Annotated in this window: 14 protein-coding genes; 4 read left to right on the top strand and 10 right to left on the bottom strand. The window is 61.2% G+C overall.

Translation table 11 applies throughout. From position 1 onward, the window contains the following. Positions 1-39: 39 nt before the first annotated feature. Entirely contained in the window at positions 40-1,281 is a 1,242-nt protein-coding gene (locus WB650_RS23180; RefSeq protein WP_422300592.1) for an MFS transporter, read from the top strand. A 259-nt stretch (positions 1,282-1,540) separates the two neighbouring features. Here the strand turns inward: WB650_RS23180 and WB650_RS23175 are convergent, their stop codons facing one another. Together WB650_RS23175 and WB650_RS23170 are read right to left on the bottom strand one after the other, a co-directional pair. Further along, entirely contained in the window at positions 1,541-2,029 is a 489-nt protein-coding gene (locus tag WB650_RS23175; protein ID WP_422300591.1) for a CinA family protein, read from the bottom strand. A gap of 33 nt (positions 2,030-2,062) precedes the next feature. After that, positions 2,063-2,692 carry a TetR/AcrR family transcriptional regulator gene (locus WB650_RS23170; RefSeq protein WP_422300590.1) on the bottom strand — a complete coding sequence of 210 codons (630 nt, stop codon included), beginning with the start codon at positions 2,690-2,692 and terminating at the stop codon, positions 2,063-2,065. A gap of 232 nt (positions 2,693-2,924) precedes the next feature. On the opposite strand from WB650_RS23170, the gene WB650_RS23165 reads away from it, so the two are divergent. Genes WB650_RS23165 through WB650_RS23155 form a run of 3 tightly spaced genes read left to right on the top strand, consistent with a single transcriptional unit; the run spans position 2,925 to position 10,305 of the window. Further along, on the top strand, positions 2,925-4,079 hold the full coding sequence (locus WB650_RS23165; protein WP_423962217.1) for an MdtA/MuxA family multidrug efflux RND transporter periplasmic adaptor subunit: 1,155 nt from the start codon (positions 2,925-2,927) through the stop codon (positions 4,077-4,079). Further along, a complete protein-coding gene (locus tag WB650_RS23160; RefSeq protein WP_422303063.1) occupies positions 4,076-7,192 on the top strand; it encodes a multidrug efflux RND transporter permease subunit in 3,117 nt (1,038 codons plus the stop codon). Before WB650_RS23165 ends, WB650_RS23160 begins: the two co-directional genes overlap by 4 nt. Continuing rightward, positions 7,189-10,305 carry a multidrug efflux RND transporter permease subunit gene (locus tag WB650_RS23155; RefSeq protein WP_423962215.1) on the top strand — a complete coding sequence of 1,039 codons (3,117 nt, stop codon included), beginning with the start codon at positions 7,189-7,191 and terminating at the stop codon, positions 10,303-10,305. Before WB650_RS23160 ends, WB650_RS23155 begins: the two co-directional genes overlap by 4 nt. Before the next feature lie 14 nt (positions 10,306-10,319). Here WB650_RS23155 and WB650_RS23150 read toward each other — a convergent pair whose 3' ends face one another. The 8 genes from WB650_RS23150 to WB650_RS23115 form a co-directional block, all read right to left on the bottom strand. Next, positions 10,320-11,762 (bottom strand): amidase, encoded by a 1,443-nt coding sequence (locus tag WB650_RS23150; protein WP_422303065.1) that lies wholly within the window; start codon positions 11,760-11,762, stop codon positions 10,320-10,322. Beyond that, on the bottom strand, positions 11,759-12,820 hold the full coding sequence (locus WB650_RS23145; protein WP_423962212.1) for a phosphotransferase: 1,062 nt from the start codon (positions 12,818-12,820) through the stop codon (positions 11,759-11,761). The genes WB650_RS23150 and WB650_RS23145 overlap by 4 nt, the downstream gene beginning before the upstream one ends. Positions 12,821-12,891: 71 nt before the next feature. Next, positions 12,892-13,275 carry an endonuclease domain-containing protein gene (locus WB650_RS23140; RefSeq protein ID WP_423962210.1) on the bottom strand — a complete coding sequence of 128 codons (384 nt, stop codon included), beginning with the start codon at positions 13,273-13,275 and terminating at the stop codon, positions 12,892-12,894. Positions 13,276-13,422: 147 nt separating this feature from the next. Next, a complete protein-coding gene (locus tag WB650_RS23135; RefSeq protein ID WP_423962209.1) occupies positions 13,423-13,902 on the bottom strand; it encodes a hypothetical protein in 480 nt (159 codons plus the stop codon). After that, on the bottom strand, positions 13,899-14,519 hold the full coding sequence (locus WB650_RS23130; RefSeq protein WP_422302096.1) for a hypothetical protein: 621 nt from the start codon (positions 14,517-14,519) through the stop codon (positions 13,899-13,901). The genes WB650_RS23135 and WB650_RS23130 overlap by 4 nt, the downstream gene beginning before the upstream one ends. Positions 14,520-14,572: 53 nt before the next feature. Continuing rightward, a complete protein-coding gene (locus WB650_RS23125) occupies positions 14,573-15,262 on the bottom strand; it encodes a class I SAM-dependent methyltransferase (protein WP_422302098.1) in 690 nt (229 codons plus the stop codon). A gap of 73 nt (positions 15,263-15,335) precedes the next feature. Further along, complete coding sequence (locus WB650_RS23120) at positions 15,336-15,815, bottom strand: winged helix-turn-helix transcriptional regulator (RefSeq protein WP_422302100.1); 480 nt, start codon at positions 15,813-15,815, stop codon at positions 15,336-15,338. Next, positions 15,815-18,067, bottom strand: coding sequence for a molybdopterin-dependent oxidoreductase (locus WB650_RS23115; protein ID WP_423962206.1), 2,253 nt, complete (start codon positions 18,065-18,067; stop codon positions 15,815-15,817). Before WB650_RS23115 ends, WB650_RS23120 begins: the two co-directional genes overlap by 1 nt. Between the last annotated feature and the right edge of the window lie 94 nt (positions 18,068-18,161).

Here is an 18,161-nt window from a genome sequence, read left to right as displayed (position 1 = left end):
TCGGCTGCCCGGTTCAAATACAAACGGTGAGACCAACCGATGGATGCTTCGCCTGCGCCCGCAAATTCAAATGCCCTGTCGCATCGCGACTTTCGCCGGTTTCTGGGCGCGGCGTTCCTCGCGATTCTCGCCACCCAGATTCAATCGGTCCCAGTCAGTTGGCAAATTTACGCGATCGCGCGGACGCCACTGGCGCTCGGTTATGCCGGGCTGTTCCAGTTTCTGCCGATGATGGCCTGTACGATCCCGGCGGGGCATCTCGCGGATCGCTTCGATCGCAGGTTGATCCTGGTGATCAGCAATTTACTCACCGCGGTCGCGTCCGGCGGGTTTCTGATGCTGGCGTTGACGCATACCGCTGTCGTCTGGCCGTACTACGTAGTGCTTGCGCTGTTCGGCGCGGCGCGCGCATTTGCGGGACCCGCGTCGCAGTCTTTCGTGCCGCTGCTGGTGCCGCAGGATCAATTTCCGCAAGCGGTCGCATGGGCTTCATCGACGTCACAGGTGGCGGTGATTGCGGGCCCGGCGGTTGGTGGCGCGATTTACATCCTGGGACCGGCGGTCGACTACGGCGTGTGCCTGATCCTGTTCGTGACAATCGCGGTCGTGATGATGGGCATCCGAAGCCGCAGCGCGCGCTACGAGGCGGAGGCTGACACGACGATCTTCGAGCGGATCACGGCGGGGATTGCGTACGTGTGGGGCAAGCCGCTGATCCTCGGCGCCTTGTCATTGGATTTGTTCGCGGTGCTGCTCGGCGGCGCGACTGCGCTGTTGCCGGTCTATGCCCGCGACATTCTGCATGTCGGGCCGCTGGGACTCGGGGTGCTGCGCAGCGCGCCTGCCCTCGGTGCTGCGATGCTCGGGATAGCGCTCGGACAGCGGGCGCTGTCGCGGCGCGCGGGATTCGCGATGTTCGCGTGTGTCGCGATTTTCGGAATTGCGACGATCGTTTTCGGTTTATCGCGGAACTTCGCGCTCTCGATTGCGGCGCTGTTCATTCTCGGGGCGTCGGACATGGTGAGCGTTTACGTGCGGACCACTCTCACGCAGTTGGCAACGCCGGACGCGATGCGCGGGCGGGTGAGCGCGGTGAACAGGCTCTTCGTGGGCGCATCGAATGAGCTGGGCGAGTTTGAATCGGGCGTGACAGCGACATGGTTCGGGACGGTGCCGGCGGTGGTGATGGGAGGCGTCGGGACGCTGGTGATTGTGGGGGTGTGGTATTGGATGTTCCCGAGTTTGCGCGAGGTCGATCGGCTGTCGGAAGTGACCCCGTGATAACTCCTAACCTCTCCTTGTCCGAGGAGAGGTCGGCGAAAGCCGCGCAGCGGTGTCGCCGGGAGAGGTGCAACGCCTGACACAGCACGGCGCCAACTCGTTTTATCGCAATTGTTAGACACTAAGGCTGGCGCGAAACGGCAGCACGACCTTCTGCTTGTCGCAAAAAGAATGCAGGGCGTTTGTTGCGATGGCTAGCGTTGCACCTCTCCCGGCGCAATCCTTCGGCTCGCGCCGACCTCCCCTCGGACAAGGGGGGTTAGGATCGGGACGAGATGCTTTTGATCAACAGGTTCAATGCGGCGGCTCCGAAGGTGCGCATGTTGGCGACGCGATCCCCATTGCCAGTCTCGACGGTAATGGAGCGCTCGACTGGGCCGGCCACTGCTATGCAGCTGTGGCCGGCTGGGTCGCCGTAGCGGTTGCCGGTGGGGCCGCTGGCGCCGATTTCGGCGATGCTCCAGGTTACTTCGAAGCGGGTACGGGCGGCGCGGGCGAGGATCATTGCGCCTTCTGCGGTGACGGATTTGATTCCGGCGAAGGCGGAGTCGGGGACGTCGAGCATCGCGCGCCGCGCTTTCAGAGTGTAAACGACGGCGCCGCCGACGAAGTAGGTAGACGCGCCGGGGATGCTCAGCAGGGCGGCCGAGATCAAGCCGCCGGTGGTTGATTCGGCGACTGCGATGTTCTCGCGCCGGTCTTTCAGAATCACCGCGATTTTTTCTGCCAGCGGAATCAGATCCTGCATGTGGGCCTCGTCGAGTTTCGCTTCGCCGCGATGTTATCGCGCGGCATAGCCGTCGAGGAAGATCGAGGTGACGATATCTACCGCGCGATCAGGGGTAGTGTACTCGCGGCCATAGCGGTTGATGCCGCGCATCATGCCGAGGAGCGATTCGGCGGCGATGCGAGAGTCGAAACCGGGCTTGATCGCGCCGCGCCTGACGGCATCGTCGAATACGTCGCTTACCAGGCGCGACAAATCGTTGCGCTGAGCGCGGTACTGACGCTCCTGCGATGGCGGCAGTGCCTTGGGGTCGCGCAACAATGCGAAGAACTGGCGGCGGGTCCAGAAAAATTTTAAAGTGTGACGAATGATCGTCGTGGTCTGATCTCGCATCGAGGTGCATCCCGCGAGTGCCGATCGAATTTCGCGCTGGAGTTCCGTGAAGCCGTCGATAACAACCGCCGCGTAGAGCTCTTCTTTTGATTTGAACTGGCGGTAAACGCTGCCCTTGCCGACGCCGGCGTGGGCGGCGACTTCGTCGATCAAGACCAGATCGAATTCCCGGTCGGCGAAGAGTTCGGCGGCGCTTTGGAGTATTCTTTCGCGGAGGAACGGGGTGGACGGACGACCGCGACCGTCCTTGCGGCGAACCGGGGGCGAAACCGATTGTCGCTTAACGCTCATAATTGGAAACCTGCCAGCATTCAATTCGTAGATCGGTAGTCTTCAGTTTTCTCGGGCACATTTGAAATATGGACTGGCGGGTCCAAAATTGCAACAATAGAGGCAATATCGGCACTTGCTAGTTTGGAGATATGGCGGAAAGATGATGGATTCTGACGGCCCAACGACCGGAAAGGCTAACGCCTCACGATATATGCAAGATGCCGAAGTACGGACCTGGCCCGAGAAAGCTATGCATCGGTGGCGTCTGTGGTTGGTGGTGCTGGCCGTCGCGATTATCGGAATCTACTATTTCAGCGGCCGCAGCAGCACTGATTCCGCAACGCCTCCGGCGATGGCGCATCTGAGCGTTCCAGTCGCGGCGGTGCCGGCCAAGCTCGGCGATTTGAACCAATATATTTCCGCGATCGGGACCGTGACGCCCTACAACACCGTCACGGTCAAGAGCCGGGTCGACGGACAGCTCATGAAGGTAAATTTTACCGAGGGACAAATCGTGAAAGCCGGCGATCTGCTGGCTGAGATCGATCCGCGTCCGTACCAGGTGCAGTTGACGCAAGCCGAGGGCACGCTCGCCAAGGATCTGGCAACGCTCGAGAACAATAAAATTCTGTATGCGCGCGACAAAGAACTCTACGCGCAGAAAGTGATCGCGAGGCAGGACCTGGACAATCAGGAGGCGCTGGTCGGGCAGTATGCCGGATCGATCGAGAGCGACAAGGGCGCGGTCGACAACGCCAAGCTTCAGCTGGTTTATAGCCATATCACTTCGCCGATTACGGGGAGAGTCGGGCTCCGGTTGGTGGACCCGGGAAATATTATTCATGCGACCGACGCGACCGGACTCGCGGTGATCACGCAACTGCAGCCGATCGCGGTTGATTTCTCGATTCCTGAGGACGACCTGCCCAACCTCGAGACTGCGATGAAGGCGAATCCGCAGTTGCCGGTCGAAGCTTTCGATCGCGACTTCAAACGCAAGCTCGCCAGTGGTTCGCTGCTCACGACCGACAACCAGATCGATCAGTCCACCGGCACGATCAAGCTCAAGGCTGCGTTTCCCAACCAGGACAATTCGCTGTTTCCGAATCAGTTCGTCAACGCGCGGCTGCTGGTTAACACTATTCCCAATGCGATTCTGATTCCGGCGGCGGGTCTCCAGCGCAGCCAGCAAGGTTCGTTTGTCTACGTCGTCAAGCCGGACAAGACAGTCGAGATGCGCCCGGTGACCGTCGGCGCAACGCAGGGCGACGTGATCGCTATAAGCAAGGGCCTGCAGGTCGGTGACGTAGTCGTGACCGACGGCGTCGACAAGCTGCAGCAAGGCTCGCACGTGAGCGTGCAGACCGCGGCGCTTCCGCCCGCGAGCGCGAGTGCCGGCCCGTGAATCTTTCGCGCCCGTTCATACTGCGGCCGGTCGCCACTTCTCTGCTGATGGTCGGGCTGTTGCTGGCGGGGCTGGTCGCCTATGGGCAACTGCCGGTATCGGCGCTGCCACAGGTGGACTATCCGACGATCCAGGTCATGACGTTCTATCCGGGCGGCAGTCCGGACGTGATGGCGTCTTCGGTGACGGCGCCGCTCGAGCGGCAATTCGGCGAGGTGCCGGGGCTCACGCAGATGACTTCGAACAGCTCGTTCGGCAGCTCGGTCATCACGCTGCAGTTCGATCTCAACTTGAGCATCGACGTTGCCGAGCAGGAGGTGCAGGCGGCGATCAACGCGGCCGCGACATATCTGCCGACGGATCTTCCGAACCCGCCGGTTTACAGCAAGACCAACCCGGCCGACACCCCGATTCTCACGCTCGCGCTGACGTCGCAGGAACTGCCGCTGGACCAGGTCGAAGACCTGGCCGACACGCGGCTGGCGGAGAAGATCTCGCAGCTGCCCGGGGTGGGCCTGGTGAGTATCGGCGGCGGCCAGAAACCCTCGGTCCGCGTGCAGGCTAATCCGACCTCGCTGGCGTCGTACGGAATGACGCTCGAGGACCTGCGCACCGGCATCGCGGCAGCAAACGTGGACGAGGCCAAGGGCAACTTCGACGGCAAGCAGCAGGCGTACACCATCGGCGCCAACGATCAGCTACTGACCGCGAAGGATTACATGCCGCTGATCGTCGCCTATCACAATGGCGCGCCGGTCAAGCTTTCCGACGTCGCGGTTGCGGTCGACGAGGCCGAGAACGTCAAGGCGGCCGCGTGGATGAACCTGACGCCGGCCGTAATCCTCAACGTTCAGCGCCAGCCCGGTGCCAATATCATCGCCGTGGTCGACCGGATCAAGGCGCTGATGCCGCGCTTGCAGGCCTCGCTGCCGTCGGCGGTCAAGGTGCAGATTCTAACAGATCGCACCACCACGATTCGCGCATCGGTGCAGGACGTCGAGTTCGAGCTGATGCTGACGGTGGCGCTGGTCGTGATGGTTATTTTTCTGTTTCTGCGCAGCCTGTCGGCGACGATCATTCCCAGCATCGCGGTTCCGCTGTCGCTGATTGGAACCTTCGGCGTGATGTACATGCTCGGCTACAGCCTTGACAACCTGTCGCTGATGGCGCTCACGATTTCGACCGGCTTCGTGGTTGACGACGCGATCGTAATGATCGAAAACATCTCGCGCTTCATCGAGGAGGGCGACAAGCCGCTGGAGGCCGCACTCAAGGGCGCCGAACAGATCGGCTTCACCATCCTGTCGCTGACCGTCTCGCTGATCGCAGTGCTGATTCCGCTGCTGTTCATGGGCGACATCGTCGGCCGCTTGTTCCGCGAGTTCGCGGTCACGCTGGCGGTGACCATCCTGATGTCGGCGGTCGTCTCGCTGACGCTGACCCCGATGATGAGCGCGAAGCTGCTGAAGCATACGCCCAAGGATCAGCAGACCTGGTTCTATCGCAAGTCGGAAAAAGTCTTCGAAGACACCATCGCGTTTTACGGCCGCACGCTCGAATGGGTGCTCGAGCACGAATGGGGAACGCTGATGGTCGCGATCGCCACGCTGGTACTGACCATCGTGCTCTACATCATCGTGCCCAAGGGCTTCTTTCCAGTGCAGGACACCGGCGTTATCCAGGGCGTTTCCGAAGCACCGCAGGATGTGTCGTTCGCTGCGATGGTGCAAGGTCAGCAGGCGTTGGCGCGGATCATTTTGCAGGACCCGGCGGTTGAGAGCTTGTCGTCGTTCGTCGGGATCGACGGCACCAACATCACCGTCAACAGCGGACGCATCCTGATCAATCTTAAGCCGCTCGATGTGCGCAAGGTCGATATCACCACCGTGATCGACCGCCTGGCGCCGAAGCTGGCGACCGTCAACGGCATCACGCTTTACCTGCAGCCGGTGCAGGACCTGACCGTCGAAGATCGAGTGAGCCGGACCCAGTATCAGTACAGCCTCGAAGATCCGAGCGGCGACGAATTGAATCTGTGGACCAGGAAACTGGTCGATAAGCTCAAGACCCTGCCCGCGTTGCGCAACGTCGCGACCGACCAGCAGAACGACGGCTGGGAGGAGCATATCGTCATCGATCGGCTGACCGCGTCGCGCCTGGGCATCACCCCAAATCTGATCGATCAGACCTTGTACGACGCCTTCGGACAGCGCCAGGTGTCGACGATTTTCACGCAGTTGAACCAGTATCACGTGGTGCTCGAAGTGGCGCCACAGTTCCAGCGCAATCCGCACGCGCTCGACGACATCTATATCCGCTCGAACACCGGCGGCGAGGTGCCGCTGAGCGCCTTCACTAAATTCGTGCCCGGCGCCGCGCCGCTGGCGGTTAACCACGAGGGCCAATTCCCCGCGGTCACAATCTCGTTCGATCTCGCGCCGGGCTACTCGCTGGGCGACGCGGTCACAGCGATCGACAATGCGCGCATGCAAATCGGGATGCCCGCGAGCATCGAGGCTTCGTTCCAGGGCACCGCTGCCGCCTTCCGAGCCTCGCTGAAGAACGAGCCGCTGCTGATTCTCGCGGCCCTGGTCACCGTGTATATCGTGCTCGGAGTTCTCTACGAGAGTTACATCCACCCGGTCACGATTCTTTCGACGCTGCCGTCGGCGGGCGTCGGCGCGATCCTGGCCCTGATGATCTGCGGCCAGGACCTGAACGTGATCGCCCTCATCGGCATCATCTTGCTGATAGGTATCGTCAAGAAAAACGCGATCATGATGATCGACTTCGCGTTGGAAGCTCAGCGCCAGGAAGGCAAGCCGCCGCACGAGGCGATCTTCCAGGCCTGCCTGCTGCGCTTCCGGCCGATCATGATGACCACGATGGCGGCGTTGCTCGGCGGCTTGCCGCTGGCGCTGGGCACGGGCGTCGGCTCCGAGCTGCGGCGCCCGCTCGGTATCGCAATCGTCGGCGGCTTGCTCGTGAGCCAGGTGCTCACGCTCTATACAACGCCGGTTATCTTTCTGACTTTCGACCGCATGGCGACACGATTCGCCAGGTGGCGAACCGGTGACGCGGTTCCGGAGGCCGTTCCAGCGCAAGCGTCATGATCTCCGAAGTTTTTATACGGAAGCCGGTCGCCACCACGCTGTTGACCCTCGCGCTCGCGTTGGCCGGCGCGATTGCGTTCCGGCTGCTGCCGGTTGCGCCGTTGCCGCAAGTCGAGTTTCCGACCATCCAGGTGCAGGCGGCATTGCCGGGTGCGAGTCCGGAAACGATGGCGTCGTCGGTAGCGACTCCGCTCGAGCGCCAGTTCGGCCGCATCGCGGGTCTGACGGAACTGACCTCGACCAGCTATCTGGGAGCCACCAGCATCGTTTTGCAATTCGACTTGAACCGCGATATCGACGCCGCCGCGCGCGACACGCAAGCCGCGATCAACGCCGCGGCCGGGCAACTGCCGACAACTCTGCCGAGCAAGCCGACCTATAAGAAAGTTAATCCCGCCGATGCGCCGATTATGATTCTGGGCCTGACCTCCAACGCCGTGCGCCCGGGATTGATGTACGACGCGGCCGATTCGATTCTCGAGCAGAAGCTCTCGCAAATCGACGGCGTCGGCCAGGTCTCGGTCGGCGGTAGCGCACTGCCCGGAGTCCGCGTCGAACTGAATCCAACGCAGATGAGCAACCTTGGCGTCGGCCTCGAGGACGTGCGCACCGTCCTCGCCAATGCCAATGCGAACCGGCCCAAGGGCGAACTGGCTAACGATCACCAGACGTGGGGGCTGAGCACGACCGATCAGCTGCTCAAAGCCGAGGACTACCAGCCGCTAATCGTGCGCTATAACCATGGCGCCGCGGTGCAGCTTTCCGATATCGGATTGGTAAGGGATTCGGTCGAGAACGTCCGCGCCGCCGGGATGGTCGACGGCAAGCCGGCGGTCCTGGTCATCATTTTCCGCCAGCCGGGCGCGAATATTATCGATACGGTCGATCGAATCTACGCCGCGTTGCCCCAGTTGAAAGCCTCGATTCCCGCCGCGATCGACCTCACCGTAGTCCTCGACCGCACGACCACCATCCGCGCCTCGGTGGAAGACGTCGAGTTCACGATGCTGATTTCGATCGCATTGGTAATCATGGTGGTGTTCCTGTTCCTGCGTAACCTGCGCGCCACGCTGATTCCGGGCGTCGTCGTTCCGCTCTCGCTGATCGGCACCTTCGGCATCATGTACCTGTTCGGCTACAGCCTCGACAATCTGTCACTGATGGCGCTTACGATTTGCACCGGCTTCGTGGTCGACGACGCGATCGTCGTTATCGAAAACATTTCCCGCTACCGCGAACAGGGCATGGCGCCGCTCGAGGCCGCGATCAAGGGCGCCGCCGGCATCGGCTTCACGGTGATATCGATCAGCATCTCGCTGGTCGCGGTCTTTATCCCGATTCTGCTGATGGCCGGAATCGTCGGCCGGCTGTTCCGCGAGTTCGCCGTCACCCTCTCGGCCGCGGTACTCGTTTCATTGGTCATTTCGCTCACCACCACGCCGATGATGGCCGGGCACCTGCTCAAGCCGCACGGCCAGGAGAAACATAACCGCTGGTACGTGGCGAGCGAGCGCTTTTTCAAGTGGCTGCTCGACCATTACGAAAGCACCCTGTTGTGGGTCCTCGATCATCAACCGTTCACCCTGATGGTCTTCCTGGTGACGCTGGGGCTGAGCATTTATCTGTTCAAGGTTGTGCCCAAGGGATTCTTCCCGCAGCAGGATACCGGACGGTTGATGGGCGCGGTGCAGGCTGATCAGGATACTTCGTTCCAGGCGATGAAGGATCGGCTCTCCCAACTGGTCGCCGCCATTGATAAAGATCCGGCCGTCGAGAATGTCATCGCATTCACCGGCGGCAATGGAGCAACCAACACCGCGAACATGTACATAAGCCTCAAGCCGCTAAGCGAGCGAAAGATTAGCGCCGACCTGATTATAGGGCGCATCCGCAAGGAGGTCGCCCATGTGCCTGGCGTAAATCTGTATATGCAGGCGGTTCAGGATCTGCGAATCGGCGGCAGGATGGCCAACGCGCAGTACCAGTTCACGCTGCAAAGCGACGACCTCAACCAGCTCAACCAATGGGCGCCGAAGGTGCTGAAGAAATTGCGCACCGTTCATATTCTCACCGACGTCAGCAGCGACCAGCAGAATAGCGGCCTTGAATCCAACGTCGTCGTCGATCGCGACACCGCGTCGCGCCTGGGACTTTCGCAACAGGCGATCGACGATACGCTCTACGACGCGTTCGGGCAGCGGCAAGTCTCGACGATGTACACGCCGCTGAATCAATACCATGTCGTGATGGAAGTCGCGCCGCAGTTCTGGCAGAACCCCGATTCGCTCGACCATATCCAGGTGAGGTCCAGCACCGGCGGGCTGGTCAAGCTCAGCACCTTCACCCACTTCGGCAACGATACGACCGCACTCGCCGTCAATCACACGGGTCAATTTCCATCGGTGACGATCTCGTTCAATCTCGCGCCGGGAATCGCGCTGGGCGACGCGGTTGACGCGATCTCGCAGGCCGAGGCCCAGATTCACCTGCCGGCCGGCATCCGCGGAACATTCCAGGGAACTGCGCAGGCGTTCCAGGACTCGCTCAAGAACGAAGGCTTCCTTATCATGTTCGCGCTCGGCGCTGTGTACATCGTGCTCGGCATCCTCTACGAAAGTTACATCCATCCGATCACGATTCTCTCGACACTGCCCTCGGCGGGAGTCGGCGCAATTCTGGCGCTGCTCCTCTTCCACATCGAGCTGAGCGTGATCGCGCTCATCGGCATCATTCTGCTGATCGGCATCGTGAAGAAAAACGCCATCATGATGATCGACTTCGCGCTCGAGGCTCAACGCGGCGAGGGCAAGTCGCCGCATGATGCTATCTACGAAGCATGCGTGCTCCGCTTTCGCCCGATCATGATGACCACCGCCGCCGCGCTGCTGGGCGGCCTGCCGCTCGCGCTGGGAAACGGAGTCGGCTCCGAGATGCGCCGCCCGCTCGGTATCGCAATCGTCGGCGGCCTGATGGTGAGCCAGGTCCTGACGCTGTACACGACGCCGGTCATCTACCTGTACATGGATCGCGTCAGCGCAGGATGGTCGCAGCTGTGGCGTCGAGCCCTCGGCCGCGCGAAAACGGCACCAGCCGAATCGCACGTCGCCGACTGACTATACTCACTTCACTAGCTACTTAGTAATGATGGCGGGTGCTCTGACACCCAGTTGGTTGCTTGATCGTATGCGTGCGCGAGTTGCATGCAGGCCATCTCGGCGTGATTTGGGCCTACTATCTGGATGCCCATTGGGAGGCCGCGGTCGTTGAAGCCGGCTGGGACGCTGAGTGCGGGGCAGCCTGACATCGAAATCGGAATCATCACTTGCATCCAGCGATGGTAGGTATCCATCGAGACGCCGCCGACTTCTTTCGGCCAATGTGTAGTCGCGTCAAACGGGAAGACCTGGCCGGCGGGTGCGATCATGAAATCGTACTTCTCGAAAAATTTGCGCATCGCGTGGTACCACCCTGTGCGCGTCCTCGATGCGATCGCGACTTCCATCGCCGTCGATTTCAGGCCGTGTTCGATTTCCCACTGCAGTTCGGGTTTCATCAGCGCGCGTTGAGCGGGATCGGGGTACATCGCGCGGAACTCAGCGGCGATTTGCCAGCCTCGCAGTGTCAGCCAGCTCTGCCATACGGACTCGAGCGGGTAGTCGGGGGTCACGGTTTCCACGCTGCATCCGAGCGATTCGAAAACCTTGAGTGAGCCTTCACAGAGTTCGAGCACGCCCGGGTCGAACGGAATTTGCCCGCCAAAATCGCCGAGCCATCCGATACGCGTTCCTTTGAAGCCGCGCTCGAGCATGCCGGTGAACTCGGCTGGATCCTGGCGAATCGAAAGCGGGGTGCGCGAGTCGTATCCGGCAATCACGGATAGCAACATCGCGAGGTCCGGCACCGTTCGCGCCATCGGGCCATGCACCGAAATCGACGGGATGAAAACTTCGTAGAATTGCGACGGCACCCGGCCTGATGAAGTTCGGAATCCGAAGATGTTGTTCCATGCTGCGGGATTTCGCAGCGAACCGCCGTTGTCGCTGCCGTCGGCGACCGGGACCATTCGAAGCGCGATCGCGACCGCCGCGCCGCCACTACTGCCGCCACACGTCTTCGAGTGATCGTATGCGTTGAGCGTAGTGCCGAAGACCGGGTTGTAGGTTTGGGAGCCGAGGCCAAGCTCCGGGACGTTGGTCTTGCCGATAATGATTGCGCCGGCGTGCCGGAGCCGCTCGACCAGGATCGAGTCGTCGCGCGGGAAGAAATTCCTGAACAGCGGCGAGCCCTTCGTAGTGCGGATGCCCGTGGTGGGCTCGAGGTCCTTCACCGCATGCGGGAAGCCGTGCATCCAGCCGCGATACTCGCCGCGCTCAAGTTGCGCGTCGCGATCCGCGGCCTCCTTAAACAGATCTTCTCGCGGCCGAAGTGAAACGATCGCGTTGACGCGCGGGTTCAGACGATCAATCTGATCGAGATAAGCGTTCATCACCTCGACGCACGAAATTTGTTTCGCTTTGATTGCGCGCGACAGCGCAACTGCGTCGAGCTTTACGATTTCCGGGGCGCTCACGATTTCGATGTGCGCTGCGCGACAGCCCAGCCTAGCTCTGCGGTCTGCCGCGCCTTAGCGCCGCGCAAAGCAGCGTCGGGGCCGCTCGCGTTGCCGAGCTTCGCGCGCATCGCAATTCCTTGCGCGATCGCGGCGCCGCGAAAGAACGAGAACGCGACGAAGAAGGTCAGCTCGGGCATGCTGGCTCGTCTGACGCGTCGGCAATAAGCGGCCAGGAATTCTTGTTCGCTGGGAATTCCAAGCGCCTGCAGATCTATCCCTTGAAAACTCAACACGCCGTCGATACCGGGCGGGCAATGGTACGAACGCATGGCCCACGCCAGATCGCTCAGCGGATGCCCCAGCGTCGAGAGTTCCCAATCGAGCACCGCGACCACGCGCGGCTCGACCGGATGAAAGATCAGATTCTCCATGCGGTAGTCGCCGTGCGCGATCGTGGTCTCATCCGCCGTGGGAATGTGGCGGTTCAGCCAGTCGATCAGCCGATCCATCTCGGGAATTTCGTCGAGCTTAGATGCTTCGTACTGCTTCGTCCAGCGCGCAAGCTGGCGGGCGACGTACGCTTGCGGACGGCCGTAGTCGCCGAGGCCGACCGCGCGAAAATCGACCTTGTGCAATCGCGCGAGCACGTCATTCATCGAGTCGTAGCACGCCGCGCGCTCATGCGGGCTCGAGTCGGGCATTATCGGATCCCGCATGACCCGTCCCTCGACGAAATCCATAACGAAGAACGCGGTGCCGATGATGCCGGCGTCTTCGCACAGCAGATGCGCGCTTGGAACCGGCACGTCCGTGGCAGCGAGAGCCTTGATGATTCGATACTCGCGCTCGACCTGATGAGCCGACGGGAGCAGAGTCCCCGGCGGTTTCTTACGCATCACGAAACGAGCGTCAGGAGTTTCGAGCAGGAAGGTGGGATTCGATTGTCCGCCGACGAATTGTTGAACGGTGAGCGGGCCGCGGAAGTTCGGCATGTGATCGCGCAGGTAACGTTCGAGCGAGGCTTCGTCGAAGCGATGATTATCGCGAACTGCTGTGATGTCATTCTCGAGGTGCATCACCTCTCCCCCTGGCCCCCTCTCCCTTCTGGAGAGGGGGGAAGAAGCATCGGGCCGTGATACTTCGTGACTCACCTGTTTCCCTTCCGGTTCCCCTCTCCAGAAGGGAGAGGGGCTAGGGGAGAGGTTTGCTCCGCGATCTTTTTCAAGACCCCGTCCAAATTTCGATCGACCTCATTATTACTGATTCTTAGTGTGATTATTCCCATTTCAGACAGCGCGCCATCGCGGATCCTATCGTAGTCAGCTGTACCGAGATGAACGATGCCGTTTATTTCAACTGCGAGCTTCGCTGATGCGCAATAAAAGTCGACTACGTATCCCGCGATTACCTGCTGTCGCCTGAAATGGAGCGCACCAAGGGTGTCCTTCCTGAGCGAATTCCACAGGGTTTTCTCCTGCGGCGTCATCCTCCGGCGCAGATCTCTTGCGAGCTCAAGCTTCTCGCGAGTCACAAACTGATTTCGGGTTACTTTCACCCCACCCCTAACCCCTCTCCCTTCGGAGAGGAGAATCGGATAGTTTCAAAATCTCATGTCACACCACGCCTCCTCTCTCCTTCTGGTTCCCCTCGCCTGAAGGGAGAGGGGTCAGGGGAGAGGTTACTTTGCGCTGCCTGTCGTCTGTGGTTCAGGTTGCTGCGATGGTTGCGGTTCCTGCGGCTGCTGCGGTTCCAGCTTGCATTGCTGGATCTCGCTTTGCGCCTTGTCGGTGTCGACCGGGTTGAGGTGCGGGACCCCCGTCAGCCAGCCCCATCCGAGTTCTTCCCTGACGTAGTACGAACGCCGCTCGGTATCGAATTCGACGTCGTCGGTCTTGTCGGTTGTCATCGTGCAATCGACCTTCTGCCCGGCCGGAACTATGAAAGCATGGTAGCCGCCCGGACCGATTCGCGCGGTATCCTCGCCGCAGGTGACGGCAGGCCGAAGCGCCGACGATCCATAACTGTACGGCCGATAGACGTAGATCACCGCGTTGCCGGGCGACGACGAGATTTTTTCAAATGGAGTCCCAGTCACGGCGCATCCGATCGTAGATGACGCGACGACGCCGAGCGATAGTAACAGCAGCCGGCGATTCATTGTCCGGCGGACGCGGTCGGAGCCTTTTGAGTTCCGGCGCTGGCGACGGCTTTCGCCAGGCGGGCTTCATCACTGTAGATCTTTTGATCGATCCGCTGCCGCACTGCCGCGCGCGCAGCTTCGTCAACCTCCGCGTGTGTCGCGTCGTGGTAAATGTTGTACGACTTGGAGGCGTGCTCCTTGGCGGTGTAGTCGGCGACAATGGTGTCGCCGGAACTGATCGACAGGGACGCAAACGCCGTGACACCGATATCGCCGAGCGGAGCACCGATCAGGTTCGCGGGATCGAGCGCGCTGATCGCCAGCGGAACGTGATAGTCGTCGTGGGTCAATTCCTCGCGATAGGTGAAGGTCACCGGCGAGTTATCCGACAGAGACATCGCGACCGCGGGCGGCAGTTCATCCTTGTCGCCGGAAATCAGCTTGCCCTTGAAAGGCAGGGGATGAGCGGGCAGGTCGTCGACCTTGGGCGCGATTACCAGTTGCGCGTGCGATTGATCGGCGAAGCCCATGTGAGTCTGCGTCTGCGATTGCGATTGGTTGGATTGTTGCGTGGTGCCACATCCGGACACGGCCAGTGCAGCAAAAAAGACCGCGAGAACAAATGTATGTCGCATGACCTGGCGGCGCCGTATCTAAAATGGCCTCGCGGCGCCATGTCCAAATAGTATCAGAAAAAGCCGCGCTCCTTGACGATGCCGTGGGCGATGTAAACGGTGCCGCCAAGCATTTGCTCGACCTCCAGCTCTTGCAAAATAGCCTCGAGGTTGCTCCACGGACGCGCCAGTCCCTCGAGCGTGCTGGTCGATCGCATCGCGGCGTTCCATACGAAGAGATTCAGCGGCAGCGTGCGGATAGGCGCCCATTTGAGTCCGGCCGCAACGATTCGCGTGCCGGGCTTGAGATGGCTGACGACGTTGGCGAGCGCATTGGGCGTGCGCATTATGTCATGCGTGAAATGAAAAAGCGCAGCGTCGGCGGCGAACGGAATCGCGGCTTCCTCGACCGAGGCCGAGACGAACTCGACGTTCGTCCAGCCGTTCTCAGCCGCCCGCGCGCGTGCCCGCTCGAGCATCTCGGGACTTTGTTCGATTCCGACGATCGCGCCGTCGGGGCCGATGTAACTTTCCAGCGCCGTCAAGCTCAAACCAGTGCCGCAGCCGACATCCAGAACCCGATCGCCTTTTTTCAGGCGCAGTAGCTCGATTGCGCGATGCCGCACGGGTTCGAACAACAAGAGCTCGAGATCGTAGATGCGCGCGCGTGACCGATATTGACGAAGCGCAGTAGAGCGGTTCGGCGTGAACCAGCGCGTCAGGCGTTGAAATGCTGGCGAGCGATCGTCGGAAGGAGGGTCCACCTTCGATGCCTCAGGTTATCGAGTATCACGAAAGGAACGGAACGTGGACTGTAGTGAAAACCCGCGGTGAGTTTCACACTTCGCCCTGCACCTTAGTATCCGGGCGGACATGCGGTTTGCGGGCCATGCGGAGGCGGCGGCCTGTCAGGCGGGTGCCGGTGGTTTCGTCGACTACCAGAGGGCGGACTTCGCGGCCGGTTTCGTGGTCGATGAGAATCACTGGCGGGCCGTTTTCGCCCCACAGCCAATCGCTGCCCCATCGCCACATCGCGGCGAGCACGTCCCAGAACGCCTTTCCCTTGTCCGTCAGGCGATATTCGAAGCGCGGCGGATGTTCTTCGTACGAGACTTTTTTCAGCAGGCCTTCTTCGACCAATCGATCGAGCCGGCGTGCGAGCACCGCGCGCGGGACTTTCAGTGCGCGCTGGAAATCCTCGAAGCGGTGCCGTCCCGCGAACGCCTCGCGCATCACGAGCGGCGTCCACCAATCGCCAATCAGGTCGGTGGTGCGAGCGATTGGGCATGGCCAATCGTCGAAGCGAGTTCGCCGCATCAGACAACCGCCTCGATTCGCGCCGGCACGTGCTTGTGAAATGGAGTGCCCGCGAACCAATCGCGATCTTCGGTCACCGTCAACTCGTTCGGCGCGACTCCATGCTGAAATTCCTGGCCTTCGCGGTCGGGGTACCACAGTCCGGTTCCGTTCGGCAGCGCGACGTGCCCGGGCATCATCGTGTCGGTGATTTCGACGACGCTCTCGGCGCTCGCGCGCTTGGTTGTGATGCGCACGCGGCCGCCGTTTTGAACTCCAAGTGCGGAGGCGTCAGCCGGGTTCATCCACAGCGCGCCCGCCGGATCCTTCGGGCGCCATTGCGGATCGCGGATGATGGTGTTCGCGGTTCCGGATCGCCGTTGGCCCGCCGACAGCACGAACGGGAACTCCGGATCGTGCGCCGGCTGCTCGTTGTGGAGTGATTTAAGTTCCGGCATCAAATCGGCAATAGTGAGATTTATCTTACCGGCGTGAATTCTGCGCCAGGTCTCCTCATACGGATCGACGCTGACGGTGACGCCCGATCGACTGCTCAAAATCGCGTCGAACAATGCGTTACCGAGCTCGACGCCTTCTCCGCTGAAGCCCGCGCGGCGGAGAGACTCCGGATATCGGCGCGCAAAATTTAATGCGATCCCGAAGACCGACGCCGCATTCTCGTTTCCGGCGCCGAGCGTCGGGCCGAGAGTCTCATACAGCAGGACAGTCATCACTTCCGCGAGATGGGGCCGCTGCGAGACGACTCGCATCAGCTCCATCGCATAAGCAGGCCTTCCTTTGGCGGCGGCCGCGTGCAGAGGCGCGACGTCTTCATCGGTCATCGCGCCAATCGCGCGAACCAGCCGGCGATGAATCTCTCCCTCGGGCAGCGTGCCCGGCAGCGCATCGAGAATCGGGGCGCGAAGAGTGAACGTGTTGGCGTAATCCGTCTCGGTGTGTACCGCCGCGCCGAAGAAGGTCGCTTCCCATTTTTCGTACTGCGACGACGCCGGCAAAACGTAGTGCGCCTCGCGCGCGGTTTCCGTCATCGCAACGTCGATGACCACGACGAACTCCAGCGCCCGCAGCGCTTCACGCATCCGCGTGCTGTCGGCGACCGAGTGCGCGGGATTTTCGCTCTCGATGAGCATCGCGCGGAAACGCTTCGGATGGTCGGTCAGGATTTCATCGGGGATTACGTTCGCCGGAATCATCCCGCCGATGATTCGATGCCCGCCGACCGGACTCGTTTGCGACGACAGCGCTCCGCCGAACATCCCGGTCAGACTCGTGCCCGCATTCATGCCGCCGGCCTTCCCGATATTTCCGGTCACGGCGAAGAGCAGTTTCTCGAGGTAGGAGTTGAGCGTGCTATGCAGCGACTGCTCGATGCCGAGGTCTTCGTAAACCGAGACGCTCGAGGCGCGAGCGATTCGGCGCGCGACCTCGCGAACCAAAGCCTCGGTGATACCGGCGCGCCCGCAGTAGTCCGCAACCGGGACGTCGTGCAGCGCTGCGAACAGTTCATCGCTGTTTTGCGTGCGCTCGCGAATATAGTCGTGACTGATCAGATCCTCTTGTGCGAGCACGCCAAGAATCGCGGCGAGGCAGAAAGCGTCGGTGCCGGGACGCACGCGCAAGTGGTAGTCCGCCATCTCAGCGGTCTCGGTGCGGCGCGGATCGATTACTATGAGCGCGCGGTTGGCGTCGGCCGCGATGTCGCGGAGGATAGGACGGGCGCGCTGAAAGCCGTGGGACTGCCATGGATTCTTGCCGACGAATACTGCGACCTCGGCTTGCTGGTAGCTTCCACTGAGCCCGGTCCCAAAAAGCATGTGATCGACCCAGAACTCGCCGGTCTTTTCCTGTGCCAGGGCGTTGGAGCTGAATACCGATCCAAGCGCGCGCCGCGTCGACGCACCGTAACTGCCGCATAGATGATTGCCCTGCCCGCCACCGCCGTAATAGAAGATGCTCGCGCCGCCGTACGTTTCGCGCACGTGCTTGAAGCCCGCGGCGACCTCGCGAATGGCAGTATCCCAGTCGATTTCCTCGAACGTGCCGTCCGCGCGCCGTCGCAGCGGCGAGGTCAGGCGATCCCTGCCGTTCTGGTAATAGTCGATCCGCTGCGCCTTCTCGCAAGCGTAGCCCTTCGACGCCACGTGATCGCGATTTCCCCGGACGCGGGTGATGTGACGCCCGTCGAGCTTCACATCGACGCCGCAGTTAACGCTGCACAGGATGCAAATAGTCTTCTGCCAGTCGTCACCCATGGCGAATCTCCTAATCTGGTCAGTTCATCTAACGAACTACATAGTTCAACAAGAGAATGAACTATGTAGTTCGATAGATGAACTGACCAGATTA

This window comes from Binatus sp. (SeqCode) (assembly GCF_049584895.1).
Lineage (GTDB): Bacteria > Desulfobacterota > Binatia > Binatales > Binataceae > Binatus.
Note: the sequence above shows the minus strand (reverse complement) of the source record. Positions and strands in the feature narration are given on the sequence as shown.